17 protein-coding genes are annotated in these 17,225 nt (G+C 55.5%); 13 read left to right on the forward strand and 4 right to left on the reverse strand.

Annotation, left to right across the window (positions count from 1 at the left end; all coding sequences use genetic code 11):
- The first annotated feature begins 44 nt into the window (after positions 1–44).
- Both betB and betA read left to right on the forward strand, forming a co-directional pair.
- Positions 45–1,496, forward strand: a complete 1,452-nt coding sequence (gene betB / locus MWU61_RS00840; RefSeq protein WP_247125968.1) for a betaine-aldehyde dehydrogenase — start codon at positions 45–47, stop codon at positions 1,494–1,496.
- Positions 1,496–3,154, forward strand: coding sequence for a choline dehydrogenase (betA, locus tag MWU61_RS00845; RefSeq protein WP_247125970.1), 1,659 nt, complete (start codon positions 1,496–1,498; stop codon positions 3,152–3,154). Before betB ends, betA begins: the two co-directional genes overlap by 1 nt.
- Here the strand turns inward: betA and MWU61_RS00850 are convergent.
- Positions 3,151–4,551 (reverse strand): helix-turn-helix transcriptional regulator, encoded by a 1,401-nt coding sequence (locus MWU61_RS00850; protein ID WP_247125972.1) that lies wholly within the window; start codon positions 4,549–4,551, stop codon positions 3,151–3,153. The genes betA and MWU61_RS00850 overlap by 4 nt on opposite strands.
- A 57-nt stretch (positions 4,552–4,608) precedes the next feature.
- On the reverse strand, positions 4,609–5,823 hold the full coding sequence (locus MWU61_RS00855) for a multidrug effflux MFS transporter (RefSeq protein WP_247125974.1): 1,215 nt from the start codon (positions 5,821–5,823) through the stop codon (positions 4,609–4,611).
- 200 nt (positions 5,824–6,023) lie between these two features.
- Between MWU61_RS00855 and MWU61_RS00860 the strand changes: the two genes are divergently transcribed.
- Both MWU61_RS00860 and MWU61_RS00865 read left to right on the forward strand, forming a co-directional pair.
- On the forward strand, positions 6,024–7,553 hold the full coding sequence (locus tag MWU61_RS00860; RefSeq protein WP_247125976.1) for an acyl-CoA carboxylase subunit beta: 1,530 nt from the start codon (positions 6,024–6,026) through the stop codon (positions 7,551–7,553).
- 72 nt (positions 7,554–7,625) lie between these two features.
- Positions 7,626–8,012: a DUF6497 family protein gene (locus tag MWU61_RS00865; RefSeq protein ID WP_247125977.1), complete on the forward strand. Its 387-nt coding sequence runs from the start codon at positions 7,626–7,628 to the stop codon at positions 8,010–8,012.
- 105 nt (positions 8,013–8,117) lie between these two features.
- On the opposite strand, the gene MWU61_RS00870 is transcribed toward MWU61_RS00865, so the two are convergent.
- A complete protein-coding gene (locus MWU61_RS00870; RefSeq protein ID WP_247125978.1) occupies positions 8,118–8,306 on the reverse strand; it encodes a hypothetical protein in 189 nt (62 codons plus the stop codon).
- 31 nt (positions 8,307–8,337) lie between these two features.
- Between MWU61_RS00870 and MWU61_RS00875 the strand changes: the two genes are divergently transcribed.
- From MWU61_RS00875 to MWU61_RS00885, 3 genes are all read left to right on the forward strand, one after another.
- Complete coding sequence (locus MWU61_RS00875) at positions 8,338–8,688, forward strand: hypothetical protein (RefSeq protein ID WP_247125979.1); 351 nt, start codon at positions 8,338–8,340, stop codon at positions 8,686–8,688.
- A 325-nt stretch (positions 8,689–9,013) separates the two neighbouring features.
- Complete coding sequence (locus MWU61_RS00880; RefSeq protein ID WP_247125981.1) at positions 9,014–9,223, forward strand: hypothetical protein; 210 nt, start codon at positions 9,014–9,016, stop codon at positions 9,221–9,223.
- 92 nt (positions 9,224–9,315) lie between these two features.
- Complete coding sequence (locus tag MWU61_RS00885) at positions 9,316–11,313, forward strand: acetyl/propionyl/methylcrotonyl-CoA carboxylase subunit alpha (RefSeq protein ID WP_247125983.1); 1,998 nt, start codon at positions 9,316–9,318, stop codon at positions 11,311–11,313.
- 13 nt (positions 11,314–11,326) lie between these two features.
- Here MWU61_RS00885 and MWU61_RS00890 read toward each other — a convergent pair whose 3' ends face one another.
- Positions 11,327–11,773 carry a DUF4174 domain-containing protein gene (locus MWU61_RS00890; RefSeq protein WP_247125985.1) on the reverse strand — a complete coding sequence of 149 codons (447 nt, stop codon included), beginning with the start codon at positions 11,771–11,773 and terminating at the stop codon, positions 11,327–11,329.
- An 89-nt stretch (positions 11,774–11,862) separates the two neighbouring features.
- Here MWU61_RS00890 and scpA point away from each other — a divergent pair, with 89 nt between their 5' ends.
- Genes scpA through MWU61_RS00920 form a run of 6 tightly spaced genes read left to right on the forward strand, consistent with a single transcriptional unit; the run spans position 11,863 to position 17,225 of the window.
- The gene (gene scpA, locus MWU61_RS00895) at positions 11,863–13,989 is read left to right on the forward strand and encodes a methylmalonyl-CoA mutase (RefSeq protein WP_247125987.1); all 2,127 of its coding nucleotides are present in this window, start codon (positions 11,863–11,865) and stop codon (positions 13,987–13,989) included.
- The gene (locus tag MWU61_RS00900) at positions 13,990–14,586 is read left to right on the forward strand and encodes a VOC family protein (RefSeq protein WP_247125989.1); all 597 of its coding nucleotides are present in this window, start codon (positions 13,990–13,992) and stop codon (positions 14,584–14,586) included. It abuts the gene before it with no gap.
- The gene (locus MWU61_RS00905; protein ID WP_348645568.1) at positions 14,583–15,059 is read left to right on the forward strand and encodes an N-acetyltransferase family protein; all 477 of its coding nucleotides are present in this window, start codon (positions 14,583–14,585) and stop codon (positions 15,057–15,059) included. Before MWU61_RS00900 ends, MWU61_RS00905 begins: the two co-directional genes overlap by 4 nt.
- 31 nt (positions 15,060–15,090) lie before the next feature.
- Positions 15,091–15,795 carry a molecular chaperone DjiA gene (locus MWU61_RS00910; RefSeq protein WP_247125993.1) on the forward strand — a complete coding sequence of 235 codons (705 nt, stop codon included), beginning with the start codon at positions 15,091–15,093 and terminating at the stop codon, positions 15,793–15,795.
- Positions 15,796–15,803: 8 nt separating this feature from the next.
- Positions 15,804–16,814 (forward strand): endonuclease/exonuclease/phosphatase family protein, encoded by a 1,011-nt coding sequence (locus MWU61_RS00915; protein ID WP_247127188.1) that lies wholly within the window; start codon positions 15,804–15,806, stop codon positions 16,812–16,814.
- A gap of 36 nt (positions 16,815–16,850) precedes the next feature.
- Positions 16,851–17,225 (forward strand): hypothetical protein, encoded by a 375-nt coding sequence (locus tag MWU61_RS00920; RefSeq protein WP_247125995.1) that lies wholly within the window; start codon positions 16,851–16,853, stop codon positions 17,223–17,225.

Genomic DNA, 17,225 nt, shown 5'->3' on the forward strand with positions numbered 1-17,225 from the left:
CGCATTCACCTGTCCTGACATCTCCTTCCGAAGGTATCCGACCTATGCACCAACAACCTAAAGCCAGCCATTTTATTGATGGCCAGTATATCGAAGACACAGCGGGCGAAGCCTTTGATGTGATCTACCCTGCAACGGGCGAAGTGATTGCAAAGCTGCATGCAGCGACCCCTGCGATCATTAACCAAGCCTTGGACGCTGCGAAGCGCGCGCAAAAAGATTGGGCCGCGATGACTGGCACCGAACGTGGCCGTGTGCTGCGCCGTGCTGCGGATATCATGCGTGAACGCAATCACGATCTATCCGTGCTGGAAACCTACGACACGGGCAAACCCTATCAAGAAACGTCCGTTGCGGATGCGACATCGGGCGCTGATGCATTGGAATACTTCGGTGGCTTGGCGGGTAGCCTGACGGGCGAACACATCCAATTGGGCGAAGATTTCGTGTATTCCCGCCGCGAAGCGCTTGGCGTTTGCGTTGGCATCGGTGCGTGGAACTACCCGACGCAAATCGCCTGTTGGAAAGGCGCACCAGCGCTGGCCTGCGGGAATGCGATGGTATTCAAGCCGTCTGAAACCACGCCATTGTCTGCGTTGAAAGTCGCCGAAATCCTGATGGAAGCGGGTGCACCTGCGGGGATTTACAATGTGGTGCAAGGGCTTGGCGCCGTTGGTGCATCGCTGGTGACCGATCCGCGCGTTGATAAGGTGTCCCTGACGGGGTCGGTTCCGACGGGTAAAAAGGTTTACGCTGCTGCTGCCGCTGGCATGAAGCACGTCACGATGGAGCTGGGCGGGAAATCTCCGCTGGTGATCTTTGACGATGCCGATCTGGAAAATGCCGTGTCTGGCGCGATCCTTGGCAACTTTTATTCGACGGGGCAGGTCTGTTCCAACGGCACCCGTGTGTTCGTTCAAAAAGGCATCAAGGACGCGTTTCTGAAACGGATGTCTGAACGGCTTGGTGGTGTTGTGATGGGGGACCCGCAGGACCCAGATACGAATTTCGGACCTATGGTGTCGGAAAACCAGCGCGACATCGTGGAAGGCTATATTGCGAAGGGCGTTGAGGAAGGCGCGCGGATCACTTTTGGTGGCAAACGCGTTGATCGCGATGGGTTTTTCATCGAACCGACCGTCTTTGCCGACGTGACTGATGACATGACCATCGCGCGCGAAGAAATCTTTGGACCGGTTCTGTCCGTTCTTGATTTCGACACTGAAGAGGAAGTGCTGCGCCGCGCCAATGACACCGAATTTGGTCTGGCCGCTGGCGTTTTTACCGCAGATCTGACGCGTGCGCATCGGATGGTCGCGGGGTTTGAAGCAGGCACTTGCTACATTAACACTTATAACCTCGCGCCGGTCGAAGCCCCGTTTGGCGGGATGAAAATGTCCGGCGTTGGTCGTGAAAACTCGAAGGCAGCGATTGACCACTATTCGCAGGTAAAGGGCGTTTATGTGGCGATGACAGACGTTGAGGCACCATTCTGATGCAAGCGGATTATGTAATCATCGGGGCGGGGTCTGCTGGCTGCGCGATGGCGTACCGATTGGCCGAAGCGGGCAAAGATGTGCTTGTGATCGAACACGGCGGTTGGGACGGTGGTCCATTCATCCAGATGCCTGCCGCCTTGTCCTATCCGATGAATATGTCGATGTATGACTGGGGCTTACAGACCGAACCTGAACCACATTTGGATGGTCGGACCCTTGTCACCCCACGCGGTAAAGTCATCGGTGGATCATCTTCGATCAACGGTATGATCTACGTGCGCGGTCACGCGATGGACTACGACCATTGGGCGGAAAGCGGCGCGCATGGGTGGTCTTATGCGGATGTGCTTCCCTACTTCAAGCGTATGGAGAGCTGGCATTCCGGCGGTCACGGCGGCGATCCGGCGTGGCGCGGCGAGGACGGCCCTTTGCATGTGACGCGCGGGCCGCGGAAAAACCCGCTGACGCTTGCTTTCGTCGAGGCGGGCAAGCAAGCTGGCTATGAGACGACCGACGATTACAACGGTGAACAGCAGGAAGGCTTTGGTCCTTTCGATGCGACGATCTGGAAGGGGCGGCGTTGGTCTGCAGCCAACGCCTATCTGCGGCCCGCGTTGAAAAAAGACAATTGCAACCTCGTCCGCGCCTTCGCACGGCGGGTTGTGATTGAAAATGGGAAAGCGGTTGGGGTTGAAGTCGACATCAAAGGGCAGACGCAAATTATCAAGGCTAATGTCGAAGTCATTGTGGCGGCGTCGTCGTTGAACTCTCCAAAACTGTTGATGTTGTCTGGCGTTGGGCCAGCGGCGCATTTGGCTGAGCACGGCATTGATGTGGTCGCAGATCGACCAGGTGTGGGGCAAAACCTGCAAGACCATCTTGAACTTTACATTCAACAGGCCGCCATCCGACCTGTGTCTTTGTTCAAATATTGGACGCTGCTGTGGAAAAGCCGAATTGGTCTTGAATGGTTGATCCGCAAAACCGGTCTTGGCACATCGAACCAGTTCGAAAGTGCCGCGTTTATTCGGTCGAAAGCAGGCGTTAAGTATCCGGATATTCAGTATCACTTTCTACCAATTGCAGTGCGTTACGACGGAAAAGTCGCGGCGGAAGGGCACGGATATCAGGCCCATGTTGGCCCAATGCGGTCCGTGTCGCGGGGGCATGTTTCGCTACGGTCGGCTGATCCGAAGGACAATCCGAAAATCCTGTTCAACTACATGTCTGATCCGTCAGATTGGGCTGATTTCCGGAAATGTATTCGCCTGACGCGCGAAATTTTCGGACAGGATGCATTCGCACCTTACCGTGGTAAGGAAATCCAACCGGGTGAAGATGCGCAAAGCGACGAAGCGCTTGATGCTTTCATCAAAGAGCACGTTGAAAGCGCTTACCATCCGTGTGGCACGTGTAAGATGGGCGCGGCAGATGATCCGAACGCAGTTGTTGATCCCGAAGGACGTGTCATTGGCGTTGACGGTTTGCGGGTTGCTGATAGTTCGATTTTCCCACGGATTACGAACGGGAATTTGAACGGGCCGTCGATCATGGTTGGTGAAAAAATCGCTGACTTTGTGCTTGGAAAACAGCCGCTTGCGCCTGCAAATGACCAGCCGTGGATTCATCCGCGGTGGGCAACCGAACAGCGTTAATCGACCTGATACGGCAGCATTCCGCGATGGTTTGGATCAACGTGCAGTTCTCGTTCTAATGGCGGGACTGCGCGTTGGTGGCAGGTTTTACGTTCGCAAATGCGGCAAGAAATTCCGATGGGTTCGTAGGCTTCTGGCGCGCTGGTGTTCATGTGATCGGCGTAGACGACGGCATCTGCGTGTTTGACTTCGCAGCCTAGACCGATGGCATAGCGGCGGACGGGGGCCGTGTAGGATCCACCTGATTTACTGACGTCGCGGGCGAGACAAAAATAACGTGCCCCGTCAGGCGTTTCAGCCAATTGACGTAGAAACTGGCCTTGGGTTTCAAACGCGCGGTGCACGTTCCACAGCGGGCACGCGCCGCCGTAACGTGCGAATTGCAATGTCGTGGCTGAATGCCGTTTTGTGATTGTGCCTGCCTGATCAACGCGCACAAAGAAGAAGGGGATGCCTTTGGCGTTGGGTCGTTGCAGCGTGGACAATCGATGTGCGATTTGTTCAAGCGATGCGCCAAATCGTGCAGACAGGATTTCCAGATCGTGGCGGGTGTTTTGCGCTGCCTCCAAGAAAGCAGTGTAGGGCATCAACGCAGCCCCGGCAAAGTAGTTGGCCAAGCCGACCTTGGCGATGTTGCGCGCTGCGTCAGATTGGAAACGTGCAAGATCGAGCGTGGCTTCGAGCAGGTCGCTGCGGGTGAGCAGCGCCAGTTGCAGTAAAAGCTGAAAGCTTTGTGTCGCGGCGGGCGCGAACTGCGACAGGGTCAGCGTTTTTGTGCTGGCATCATAGGACCTTATAGTATCAACGGGTTCGATCCTGACCCGCACACCTGCCTTTGACAATGCGGATGTCGTGGCTTGCATCAGCGTTTCGTCAGGCGGAATTGTCTGCGTAAAACGTTCAGCGGCACGGTCGACCGGATCGATGTAATTATCACAATAGTGAAAGAAGTCGCGCACCTCTTCCCAAGGGCTTGGGGTGGGTCTGGCGTCTTCACGACCCAATGCTTCGTCAAGCGAAGCGAGGCGTTCTTGGCTTTGACGGTAGCCCGTGTGCAAATCCAAAAACGCGCGGACCAATGCGGGCGCGTTTGCTGCCGCAAGTCGTAAATCTACAAGAGGCGGGGTAGGGCCTGTGAACACGGGATCGGCCAAAGCTTCGCGCATATCGCTGACAAGACGGGCTTCGTCGCCTGCCTGCAATTCTGTCACATCGAACCCGAATTCCTGCGCAAGACCAAGAACAACTGCAGTACTGACCGGCCGGTTGTTGTTTTCCATTTGGTTCAGATACGGAAGGGACACCCCCAACCTGTCGGCAAACGCTTTTTGCGTCAGGGATACGCGACCACGTAGCTCGCGCAGCTTCGCGCCCGCGTAAAGTTTCTGAACCGCCATGGTGCCGCCCTTTGCAATTTAGCTAGGCACCGTCATAGCGCCTGCAAATATTGCAAATCAAGCGTTGATCTGTCGTGTCCGTTGCATGACCAGCAACAGCGACACCATTGCCAGTGCAGAGACGATGAACATCAGCCATTGCAGTGGGATCGTGCCGCTTTCTACGGTTAACAAGCCGCCTGCGAATTGCGATAACGCCGCGCCGCCGCCAACCATGATGGCACCGCCCAACCCGCTTGCGGTGCCCGCAAGGCGCGGGCGCACGGACAATAAGCCTGCCGTTGCGTTGGGCATCGACATGCCGTTGCCGAGGCCCAAGAATGTACAAAAGCCAAAGAAAGCAAGGGGATGATTGAAACCAGCTAGCGACAGACCCAGTGATGCGCCCATGCCGACCAAGGTGACGATTGTGCCGATCAACGCCATTTTGTTGATGCCGAGCTGCACGGAATAGCGGCCTGACAAGAAGTTGCCCGCAGCGTAGCCGATGGCGGGGGCGCCGAGGCCGACGCCGCTCCAGAATGGAGATAGTTTAAAGACGCTGCTGGCGATGAAAGATGCGCCACCTAGGAGCGCAAAGAATGCGCCGCTGGCGAATGCCGCGCATAATGCGTAGCCCCAGAAACGTGGTGACGCGAACAGGGCGGGGTAGCTTTTGATCTGTTCGCCGAAGCCCATGCCGCCGTCTTGCACGGTTTCGCCAAGATCGAAGTAGGCCAATGCAAAAACTCCGATTCCGGCTAGTGCTAGAAACGCAAAGGTCGCGTGCCAGTCGAAAAGTTCCTGCAGGACGCCGCCAATCATCGGGCCGAACATAGGCACCAATGCCATCCCCATTGTCACATAGCCAATCATGGAGGCCGCTTGGTCCTGTGGGACCATGTCGCGCACGATTGTGCGGCTTAGGACGAGCGAAGTCGCGACCGAGGCTTGCAAGAGCCGGAAAGCCAGGAAAACCTCAACGGATTTTGCAAACATAGCGCCGATTGTGGCGAGGATAAAAATGCCGATCGCGACCAAAACAACTTTGCGTCGCCCAACTTTATCCGAGATTGGTCCAATAAATATCTGCAGCGCCGCCGTTGCCGCCAGATATCCCGACAGGGAAATCTGCATCACGGCATAGGTCGTGTCGAAGTAATCCGTCATGGCGTTGAGCGACGGCAAAAAGATCGACATGTTCAACGCGCCGATGCCGGCGAGTAAAACAAGAGTCACGATGTGAGGCGGTGTGGTGCGAGATAAGAAGCGCACATTCGGAAGCGTTGTCATGCCCAAGACCTATGCCTGTCGTATTGGCCTGTCCATGGCTGGCGCTGCGACAGCTATGTGCAAAAATGCAGAGATAAAATTTGCAACTATTCAAATCGTGAATTTGGTAACTTGGTTTATTTGCAAATCTGCTCATTCGTTCTTTAGAAATTTACCGATTAGACCTAGGGTCTGCAGAACCGCAGCAAAAGAGACACGCCATGGATATTCTGCAAGAGCTTCAAGATCGCCGCGACACGGCCCGTTTGGGTGGTGGTGAAAAACGAATTGCGGCGCAGCACGCCAAGGGCAAGCTGACCGCGCGCGAGCGGATCGATCTCTTGCTGGATGATGGGTCGTTTGAAGAATTCGATATGTTCGTCGTACATCGCTGCACCGATTTTGGCATGGAAGAACAACGGCCTGCGGGTGATGGTGTTGTGACCGGTTGGGGCACAATCAATGGCCGTATGGTTTATGTGTTCTCTCAGGATTTCACCGTCTTTGGTGGATCGCTGTCAGAAACACATGCGCAAAAGATTTGTAAAATCATGGATATGGCCGTGCAAAACGGTGCGCCTGTGATTGGCCTGAACGATTCTGGTGGCGCACGTATCCAAGAAGGTGTGGCGTCACTTGCCGGTTACGCTGAGGTTTTCCAGCGCAACATTATGGCGTCCGGCGTTGTCCCGCAGATCAGTGTGATCATGGGGCCTTGTGCAGGTGGTGCGGTTTATTCGCCTGCGATGACCGATTTCATCTTTATGGTGAAAGACACGTCTTATATGTTCGTCACTGGCCCTGATGTTGTGAAAACAGTTACGAATGAAGTGGTTACGGCGGAAGAACTAGGTGGTGCATCGACCCACACGAAGAAGTCTTCGGTTGCGGATGGCGCGTTTGAAAATGATGTCGAGGCGTTGATCGAAGTGCGCCGTTTGGTTGATTTCCTGCCGTTGAACAACCGCCAGAAAGCGCCCGTGCGTCCGTTCTTTGATGACGTGAACCGGTTGGAGGACAGTCTTGATACGCTGATCCCTGACAACGCGAACACGCCATATGACATGAAGGAACTGATCACCAAACTGGGTGACGAAGGTGACTTCTATGAAATTCAGGAAGACTACGCGAAGAACATCCTGACCGGCTTTATCCGGCTGGAAGGTCAGACCGTTGGTGTCATCGCGAACCAGCCAATGGTTCTGGCCGGTTGTTTGGATATTGATAGTTCGCGTAAAGCGGCGCGTTTTGTGCGTTTCTGTGATGCGTTTGAAATTCCTATCCTGACGCTTGTCGATGTGCCGGGCTTCTTGCCGGGGACGTCGCAGGAATATGGCGGCGTAATTAAACACGGCGCGAAGCTGCTGTTCGCTTATGGTGAGGCGACTGTGCCGAAGGTCACGGTCATCACGCGTAAAGCCTACGGTGGGGCCTATGACGTGATGGCGTCCAAACACCTGCGTGGCGATTTCAACTACGCGTGGCCAACTGCCGAAATCGCTGTGATGGGGGCGAAGGGCGCGACCGAGATTATTCATCGCGCCGATTTGGCCGATGCTGACAAGATCGCGCAGCACACCAAAGATTACGAGGATCGGTTCGCGAACCCGTTTGTCGCCGCTGAAAAGGGCTTCATCGACGAAGTGATCATGCCGCATTCCACACGCAAACGCGTCTGTCGGGCCTTTGCGTCACTGCGCGGCAAGCAAGCTAAGAACCCGTGGAAAAAGCACGATAACATTCCGTTGTAGAAGAGGGCGCTGCCCTCGGCCTGCGGCCTCACCCGGGATATTTGCAGCCAAAAGAATAGAAAGGAGCCAGTGATGATGAAAAGATGTTTTGCCGCAATCGCGCTGGTTCTGACCACGTCCATGGGGGGCGCCCAGCAGGTGTCTGTCCCGTCAGGTTTGGATATTGCGCTGTACGATGTGATCTTGGAGCCCGCTCAACAGACCGCGCGGTTCCGGTTTTTGGCTCCGCAAATTGGTATCGAAAATGGGGCCACATTCACGGATGTCGTACCTGACCTGCAGTACCTGTGTGATAAGATCGTCGTGCCGGGACTGGCCGAAAACGGCTGGACGGATGGGGACGTGGTGATTTCACTTTCTGCGTCCGAGGTCGAGTTTGGCGTGGCCAGCCCTGAGGTTGTCCAGTATTTCCAGCCTTTCAGTATTCAGGCAGGTGCCTGCATGTGGGAGGATTTCTGAGAATGAAACAGACACACCAATGGGGGAATTCCGCTGATGCACCCCAAACACAGATCAACGAATTCGGAACGGCCCCCTTTGGGGATCAACCGTGTTCTGCTATTGCTATGCCATCGACAGGCAGGTGGATGAGATCGAACGATCCGGCACCAACAGAGCAGAGCAGGACAACCCAATGGCATTTGGCACCAAGACCTTCATGGTCGCGGCGTTCATGGCAGTCGCCGCATTCTTCGGAAGCATCGGCGCGTCAAACGCGGACACGTTGCACAGCGCACCGGTCAGCACGCCCATCAACTAGCGCCTCCGCGCGGGCAGGTCTGTGATGGAAAAACATCGCGGCTTCCCCGGCAGATTACCCGGTACTGATTTTCAGTTCACCATTCGCCGTGGCACCAAAGACGGTGTCGCGACCGAAATCACGGAACGCACACGGCATCCCGACCGCAAGCCAGCGGACCGGCGGGCTGATGCGGGGTTCATGCAGGCGCTTTGGGAACAGTTTGGCGACGAACCGTTCGTGCGCGGAAACCTGGATGCAGGACGGCTAAGTTGGTTGTTCGGGCGCGAGGTTATTCCGGCTGAAGATCCGTTTGATCCGCAAAGTTATGACGCGTTGCTTCAGATCGATACCGCACGTGCGCGGATCAGTTTCCCCGAAGTGCCGGGGCTGTAGTTATGGCACGTTTCGGCATGAATTCGCGTAGTGACCTGCAATTTCAGCAAGACTTAGCGCATCCGCGTTTCGGTTTTGTAGAAACCTTTGCAGGTTTGTGGGCGGCATGTCACCGATTGGGCACGCATAGTTGGACCCCACGTCTAATAGCCTACTGTCTCGTGCGTGACCCTCACTCCTACCGGTCTGCCCCTGCAAAGGGTCAGCCGGTTTCTTTTTTTGACGTATGCGCAAAAAAATGCCGGAACCTTTTGGTTGCTCTTGTTGTTACGTCCGATACAGTCACATTATTGGCTATTGAAATTTCAGACAAAGGCAAAAAAACATGCTTAAGAAAACTTGGATCATCGCAGCAGCTGCTTCATTCGCTCTCGCGGGTTGCTTGGAAACAGATTTGCAGCGTGGCGCTGTTGGCGCAGCCGCTGGTGCGGTTGCTGCAGATGCGCTTGGCACAGACCAAACAGCGACAGCACTTGCGGGCGCAGCTGCTGGCCTACTGTGCGACGACGCAGGCATCTGCCGCGCGTCACGCTAAGACATTTCGCGCCGCTCTGGCGCGTCACACTATCATGAACAGCCGTCAGGGTCCGTCCTTGGCGGCTGTTTTGCGTTCAAAGGACACCGCATATGTTTAAGAAAATCCTCATCGCGAACCGTGGCGAAATTGCTTGCCGCGTCATTAAGACCGCTAAAAAGATGGGTATCCAAACGGTCGCCATCTATTCTGACGCGGATCGCAATGCGTTGCATGTGAAAATGGCGGATGAGGCGGTGCATATCGGACCGGCCCCTGCGAACCAATCCTACATCGTGATCGACAAGGTCATGGATGCGATCAAGCAAACTGGTGCCGAAGCCGTGCATCCGGGGTACGGGTTCCTTTCCGAGAACTCCAAGTTTGCAGAAGCATTAGAGGCCGCTGGCGTTGCTTTCATCGGGCCGCCAAAAGGCGCGATCGAAGCGATGGGCGACAAGATTACGTCCAAAAAATTGGCAAAAGAAGCGAACGTATCAACTGTGCCCGGTTTCATGGGCTTGATTGACGACGCGGAACACGCGGTGAAAATCTCCAACGAGGTTGGCTATCCCGTGATGATTAAAGCCTCTGCCGGTGGCGGTGGTAAGGGTATGCGTATCGCGTGGAATGATGAGGAAGCCCGTGAAGGGTTTCAGTCGTCTAAGAACGAAGCGGCTAATTCATTCGGCGATGACCGTATTTTCATTGAGAAATTCGTGACACAGCCGCGTCACATCGAAATTCAGGTGCTTTGCGACAAACACGGCAACGGCGTTTACCTGCACGAACGCGAATGTTCGATCCAGCGTCGGAACCAGAAAGTCATTGAAGAGGCACCAAGCCCATTCCTTGATGAAGAAACTCGTGCGGCGATGGGCAAGCAATCTGTCGCTTTGGCGCAGGCCGTTGATTATTCCTCTGCTGGTACAGTGGAATTCATCGTTGATGGTGACCGTAACTTCTATTTCCTTGAAATGAATACACGTTTGCAGGTGGAACACCCTGTCACCGAACTGATCACAGGCGTTGATCTGGTCGAACAGATGATCCGTGTCGCTTACGGTGAAACGCTGCCGATGAAGCAGGAAGATCTGAAAATTAACGGCTGGGCGATGGAAAGCCGCCTGTATGCCGAAGACCCATATCGTGGATTCCTGCCGTCTATTGGGCGTTTGACCCGGTACCGTCCACCTGCAGAAGAGGCCACGCCGACGCGCGCTGTCCGGAACGACACTGGCGTCTATGAAGGCGGCGAAATCAGCATGTATTACGATCCAATGATCGCGAAACTGTGCACTTGGGCGCCGAACCGCGCGGATGCGATTGAGGAAATGCGCCTTGCGCTGGATGCGTTTGAGGTTGAGGGCATCGGGCATAACCTGCCGTTCCTTGCCGCCGTATACGACCATCCGAAATTTACGTCCGGCAACATGACCACCGCGTTCATCGAGGAAGAATATCCCGAAGGGTTCGAAGGTGTGACGCTGCCGGATGAAGACATCAACCGTATCGCCGCTGCCGCCGCTGCCATGCACCGTGTCGCTGAAATCCGGCGGTCACGTATTTCGGGCCGGATGGATAACCACGAACGTGTGGTTGGCGGTGACTGGGTTGTTCGCTTGCAAGATCAATCGCTTGAAGCGACTGTCGCTGCTGATAAAGATGGTGCGACCATCGGCATTGGCGACGATGTGTTCCGCGTGGAAAGCGACTGGACACCGGGCCAGCCGCTGGCCAAGCTGATGGTCGACGGAAAGCCGTTGGTATTGAAAATCAGCAAATTGCCAGGTGGTTTCCGCGTTCGGTATCGCGGCGCAGATATGCCTGTGAACGTCTACACACCGCGTCAGGCCGAACTGGCCGCATTGATGCCGGAAAAGGTTGCGGCGGATACATCTAAATTGTTGCTGTGCCCGATGCCGGGTCTGATCGTCACTGTGAACGTCGAAGTTGGTGACGAAATCCAAGAAGGTCAGGCGCTGTGCACCGTGGAAGCCATGAAAATGGAAAACATCCTGCGGGCCGAAAAGAAATGCGTCGTGTCCAAGATCAATGCGGCGGCGGGTGACAACCTTGCCGTTGATGACGTGATCATGGAGTTTGAGTGATCCGCGTCACCACCTATAGCGGGGGCAATGCCCCCGTGCGTCGGTCGCTGATTTCCTGCTGGCGTAACGGCATCTTGTCGATGGAGCGTGATAATTCACGCACGTCCCAAGGGGCCGGTTTGCGCAATTCGACTTGGCCCGCTTTGTCCATCAATACCATCATGAACGCACGCGGGCGCAGTTTGCGGCGCAAATCGCTTAGTGTGCTGGTATCCGTGTCGGCAATGACGATCACGTCACGTTCGATCAGTTCGTCCATCCGTGCGGTGATCAATTCCATTTGTTCGCGGAACAACGGATCGTTTTCGCCTTGGCCAAACACGACTAGCGCGCGCAATTGCCACTGCAGATCGTCGAGATCGACCTCTTCTGGCGCGAACACTTTTGCGGGGTCTGCCAGCCACGCTTCAAACGTATCAGCGCTGGCGGCAAATGGGGCTGCGATCAGCGCTGCAATCATCAAAATTCTCTTCATACCAAAAGATATAGGTGCATTTGTGCGGATTGCTAACCCTGCATCCAACTTATCGCCCAACACCGGAGCCTGACATGACAGATAAAGCCAAATGGTCCGAAATCGCCGCGAAAGAACTGCGCGGCAAACCACTGGACGACCTGACGTGGAACACGCTGGAAGGCATTCCTGTGCAGCCGCTTTATACGGCTGATGATACCGCTGATCTGCCACATATGGGCGGGATTCCGGGGCAGGCGCCTTACACCCGCGGCGTAAAGGCCACGATGTATGCGGGCCGTCCTTGGACGATCCGGCAATACGCGGGTTTTTCGACGGCTGAGGAATCCAATGCATTCTACCGCAAGGCGTTGGAGGCTGGTCAGCAAGGCGTGTCGGTGGCGTTCGATCTGGCGACGCACCGTGGTTATGACAGTGACCACGAACGGGTTGAAGGTGACGTTGGTAAGGCCGGCGTGGCGATTGATAGCGTCGAGGATATGAAGATCCTGTTTGATGGTATCCCGCTGGATAAAGTCAGCGTTTCCATGACGATGAACGGCGCTGTTATTCCAATTCTCGCGAATTTCATCGTGACTGGCGAAGAACAAGGCCACGATAAATCACTGCTCGCAGGTACGATCCAGAACGACATTCTGAAGGAATTCATGGTCCGCAATACCTACGTCTATCCGCCAGAAGCATCGATGCGGATCATCGCGGATATTATTGAGTATACAGCCAACGAGATGCCGAAGTTCAACTCGATCTCGATCTCGGGCTACCACATGCAAGAGGCGGGTGCGAACCTTGTCCAAGAACTTGCCTTCACCATCGCGGATGGACGCGAATACGTGCGCACCGCGATTGCGGCAGGCATGGATGTGGATAAATTTGCGCCGCGTCTGTCGTTCTTCTTTGCTATCGGTATGAACTTTTTCATGGAGGCCGCGAAACTGCGGGCAGCGCGTCTGCTTTGGTCGCGCGTCATGGCGGAATTTGAGCCGAAGAACGAAAAATCGTCTATGCTGCGGACCCATTGTCAGACGTCTGGCGTGTCGTTGCAAGAACAGGACCCCTACAACAACGTAATCCGTACGGCGTACGAAGCGATGTCGGCGGTGTTGGGCGGCACGCAATCGTTGCACACAAATGCCTTGGACGAAGCCATTGCTTTGCCGACCGACTTCTCTAGCCGGATCGCGCGGAATACACAGTTGATTTTGCAGGAAGAAACCGGCGTGACCAATGTCGTCGATCCTTTGGCGGGGTCCTACTACGTCGAGAATCTCACGCATGAATTGGCCGAACAGGCATGGGCGATCATCGAAGAAGTCGAAGAAATGGGCGGCATGACCAAGGCCGTCGCATCGGGGATGCCGAAACTGCGGATCGAAGAAACCGCCGCCAAACGCCAAGCGATGATCGACCGCGGCACCGAAGTGATCGTCGGGGTGAACAAATACCGCAAAGACAACGAAGACCCGATTGATATCCGCGATATCGACAATGCCGCTGTGCGCGATGCGCAAATCGCGCGGATCGAACGGACGAAGGCAGGGCGTGATCAGGCGGCATGTGATGCTGCATTGGCCGAACTGAGCCGTCGTGCGGAAGAAGGCGGCAATCTGTTGGAGGCAGCGGTCGCGGCATCTCGCGCACGCGCAACTGTTGGAGAAATCTCAATGGCGATGGAAAAAGTATTCGGGCGTCACCGCGCCGAGGTGAAGACATTGGCAGGCGTTTATGGTGCGGCCTACGAAGGTGACGCAGGTTTCGCCGCGATCCAGAAGTCAGTCGATGATTTCGCGGAAGAAGAAGGCCGTCGCCCGCGCATGCTGGTCGTGAAAATGGGCCAAGACGGGCATGATCGTGGTGCCAAGGTCATCGCGACCGCCTTTGCCGACATTGGATTTGACGTGGACGTCGGCCCATTGTTCCAGACGCCTGCGGAAGCCGCCCAAGACGCCATCGACAACGACGTGCATGTGATCGGCATCAGTTCGCAGGCCGCCGGACATAAAACGCTGGCCCCGAAATTGGTTGAGGCGCTGAAAGAAGCCGGTGCCGAGGATATCATCGTGATTTGCGGTGGCGTGATTCCGCAGCAAGACTATCAATTCTTGTACGACAGCGGCGTTAAAGCAATCTTTGGGCCGGGCACGAACATCCCGAAAGCCGCCGAAGATATTCTTGGCATTATCCGCGAAACACGGGGCTAGATGACCTACCAGCTTGATCATATCGCGATTGGCTGCACTGACCTCGCACAGGGCGTCGCGTGGGCCGAAGAACGGCTGGGCGTTAAGATGCAAGCGGGCGGACAGCACGCGCATTTCGGGACGCACAACCGCCTGCTGGGCTTGGATGACGGGCTGTACCTAGAGGTGATTGCGAAGAACCCAGACGCGCCCATTGATCGCCCGACTTGGTTCGATTTGGACAATTTCACCGGACCGCCGCGCCTTGCCAATTGGATTTGTCGCAGTGATGACGTTGAAAATGCACAAGCGATCACAGGACCGCCTGTGTCGCTGACGCGGGATGATTTGCACTGGCAACTGACGGTTCCTGATGATGGATCGCTGCCGATGCAAGGCGGGTATCCGTCTCTATTGAAATGGGGTGCAGGGATTACGCCGCCGTCCGGATCATTGCCCGCTAGCGGTGTACGCCTGACCAAATGGGAAGTGTGGCATCCGCAAGCCGATTGGCTGCGCGAGGCGATCACCCTTGATAGCGACGTTGTTTGTTTTCAGTCTGGTCCGATCGGTTTCAAAGCCACCTTCGAGACGCCAAACGGGACCGTTGTGTTGTGATTATTCGCCCCGCTACCCGTGCGGACGCGCGAGCGGTGGCGGAGATCATGAATCAAATCATTACCGATACGACGGCGACCTTTACGACCGTGACAAAAACGGTTGATCAGGTCGCGGCAGAAATTTCGCCACCGCAACCCTGTCTTGTTGTTGATTTTGACGGCGAGGTTGCCGGCTACGCACGTTATTTCAGTTTCCGCACAGGCCCCGGCTATGCGCATGTCGCTGAATATTCGATTGCCTTGTCAGAAGCGGCGCAAGGGCACGGCACGGGGCGGGCTTTGTTGAATGACTTATGTGATCTGGCCCGTTCTAACACGATAAAGCAGATCATCGGTGCTGTAAGCAGCGACAACGATGCCGCGATCAAGTTTCATCTTTCCAACGGGTTTACGCAGGTCGGGCGACTGCTTGATGCGGGGCAAAAGTGGGGCAAATCGCTTGATCTCATTTTTATGCAAAAACGGCTCTGACATCCGGGGCACAAACCGCTAAACTTGGGTCATGTCGATTTGGTCCCGCATTGCTGACGCGCTGTCCGCCCTTACCTCTGGTGAAGGGCTGTCTGCTGTGTTTGATCGATTGCGGACGTCACCGGACAAATCGGTGGCGTTTACCATCGCAGTCATCGCTTTAGGCGCAAAAATGGCCAAAGCGGACGGCCACGTGACCCGTGATGAGGTCACAGCCTTTCGCGAAGTGTTCCACATCGCGCCCGAAGATGAACCAAAAGCAGCCCGCGTTTTCAACCTCGCGCGGCAGGATGTGACCGGTTTCGATGACTACGCACGGCGAATCAAAGCGATGTACGCGCAGGACGACGCGCCGCTTTGCGACCTTATGGAGGGGTTGTTCCACATTGCCTTGGCGGACGGCGAATACCACCCGAACGAAAATGTCTTCCTTGAAGAAGTTGCGGGGATTTTCGGGTTCAGCCACCAAAGATTTACACGCATTCGGTCGCAATTCGTGCCCGATGCTGATCGCGATCCCTATGACGTCTTGGGCGTGCCTACAGGCACAGACATGGCAGCCGTGCGTAAGGCATGGCGCCAATTGGTACGCGAAAGCCACCCAGACCAGCTCCGCGCACGCGGGGTGCCGGAAGAAGCCGTGAAACTAGCTGAGGCACGTTTGATTGCCGTGAATAAGGCGTGGGAACAGATCAACGCGGCGCGATCCAATCACGATGATTTCACACCCGCATGACCAAACAACTGCGCATCGCCACTTATAACGTGGAATGGTTTAATACGTTGTTTGACGACGCGGGTGCTTTGCATAATTCAGACGAATGGTCAGGGCGCTGGAATGTTACGCGCGCCCAACAAACAGCGGCGCTGGGGCTGGTGTTTCAGGCGATGGATGCCGATGGCATCATGATCATCGAAGCGCCTGACAGTAGCCGTAACCGCGACGGTGTCACTGCGTTGGAAACATTTGCTGCGCATTTTGGGTTGCGGGCACGCAAAGCCGTCATCGGTTTTACGAATGATACGCAACAGGAAATTGCGTTTCTCTACGATCCCGATGTGATCACGGCGGTGCATAATCCAATAGGCGATCTGGACGTTGAAAGCCCTGCGCCGCGTTTTGATGCCGAATTACGTGTCGATCTTGATTCTGACGCGGCGCTTGATGTGGTCAGGTGGTCAAAACCGCCGTTGGAAATTGCAGCGAAGGTCGGCGAAAAAGCGTTTCGGTTCATAGGTGTGCATGCGAAGTCAAAGGCCCCGCATGGCGCGCGTAATGATGCGGAAGCTGCGCGGATTTCTATTCAGAACCGCCGCAAACAGCTCGCGCAATGTATCTGGCTGCGGCAGCGGGTGAACCAACATCTTGATGCGGGCGACGACCTAATCGTGATGGGCGACTTTAACGATGGTCCGGGGCTGGATGAATTCGAAAAGCTGTTTGGCCATTCAAGTATCGAAATTGTGCTGGGCGAAGAAAACGCAGCCCCACTATATGATCCGCACGCGGCGCTTGTGCTTGGGCGTCGGATCGGCGTGGCCCCTGCGACGTCGCGGTTCAAGCAGCGCAACGGGACCTATTTGAACGCGCTTTTGGATTACGTGATGGTGTCACCAAACCTGCGCAAAATGGACCCAAACTGGCAGATTTGGCACCCTTTTGATCATCCCGCCTGTTATGACAATTTACCGTTGCGCGAAGCGCTGCTTGCCGCGTCTGATCATTTTCCTGTCACGCTCGACCTGACGCTCTGATTTGGAAAACCGGCATCGTGTCCCTATATTATGGGCATGAAACAGATATTGATCCCCGTTTTCGCCCTGTCCCTTGCCGTAAGCCCGCTTGCTGCGCAAACCGATGCTCCCACACCCGAAGATGATGGCGTGAGCCTGATGGAAGAGGGGGCCAAGCTGTTGCTGCGCGGGCTTTTGACGGAAATGGAACCCGCGTTGGATGATCTACAGGACTTTGCCGAAGACATGGGGCCGCGAATGCAAATGCTAACGGATCAGATGGGACCTGCCTTTGCCGACCTGTTGGATCAGATCGACGATATCACCCAGTATCAGGCACCAGAGTTTCTGCCGAACGGGGACATTATCATTCGCAGACGTGACGACGCGCCGGAATTTACGCCTGAACTGCCTGAGGACATCGAACTTTAG

The sequence above is a fragment of the Loktanella sp. F6476L genome (assembly GCF_023015725.1).
Taxonomy (GTDB): domain Bacteria; phylum Pseudomonadota; class Alphaproteobacteria; order Rhodobacterales; family Rhodobacteraceae; genus Yoonia.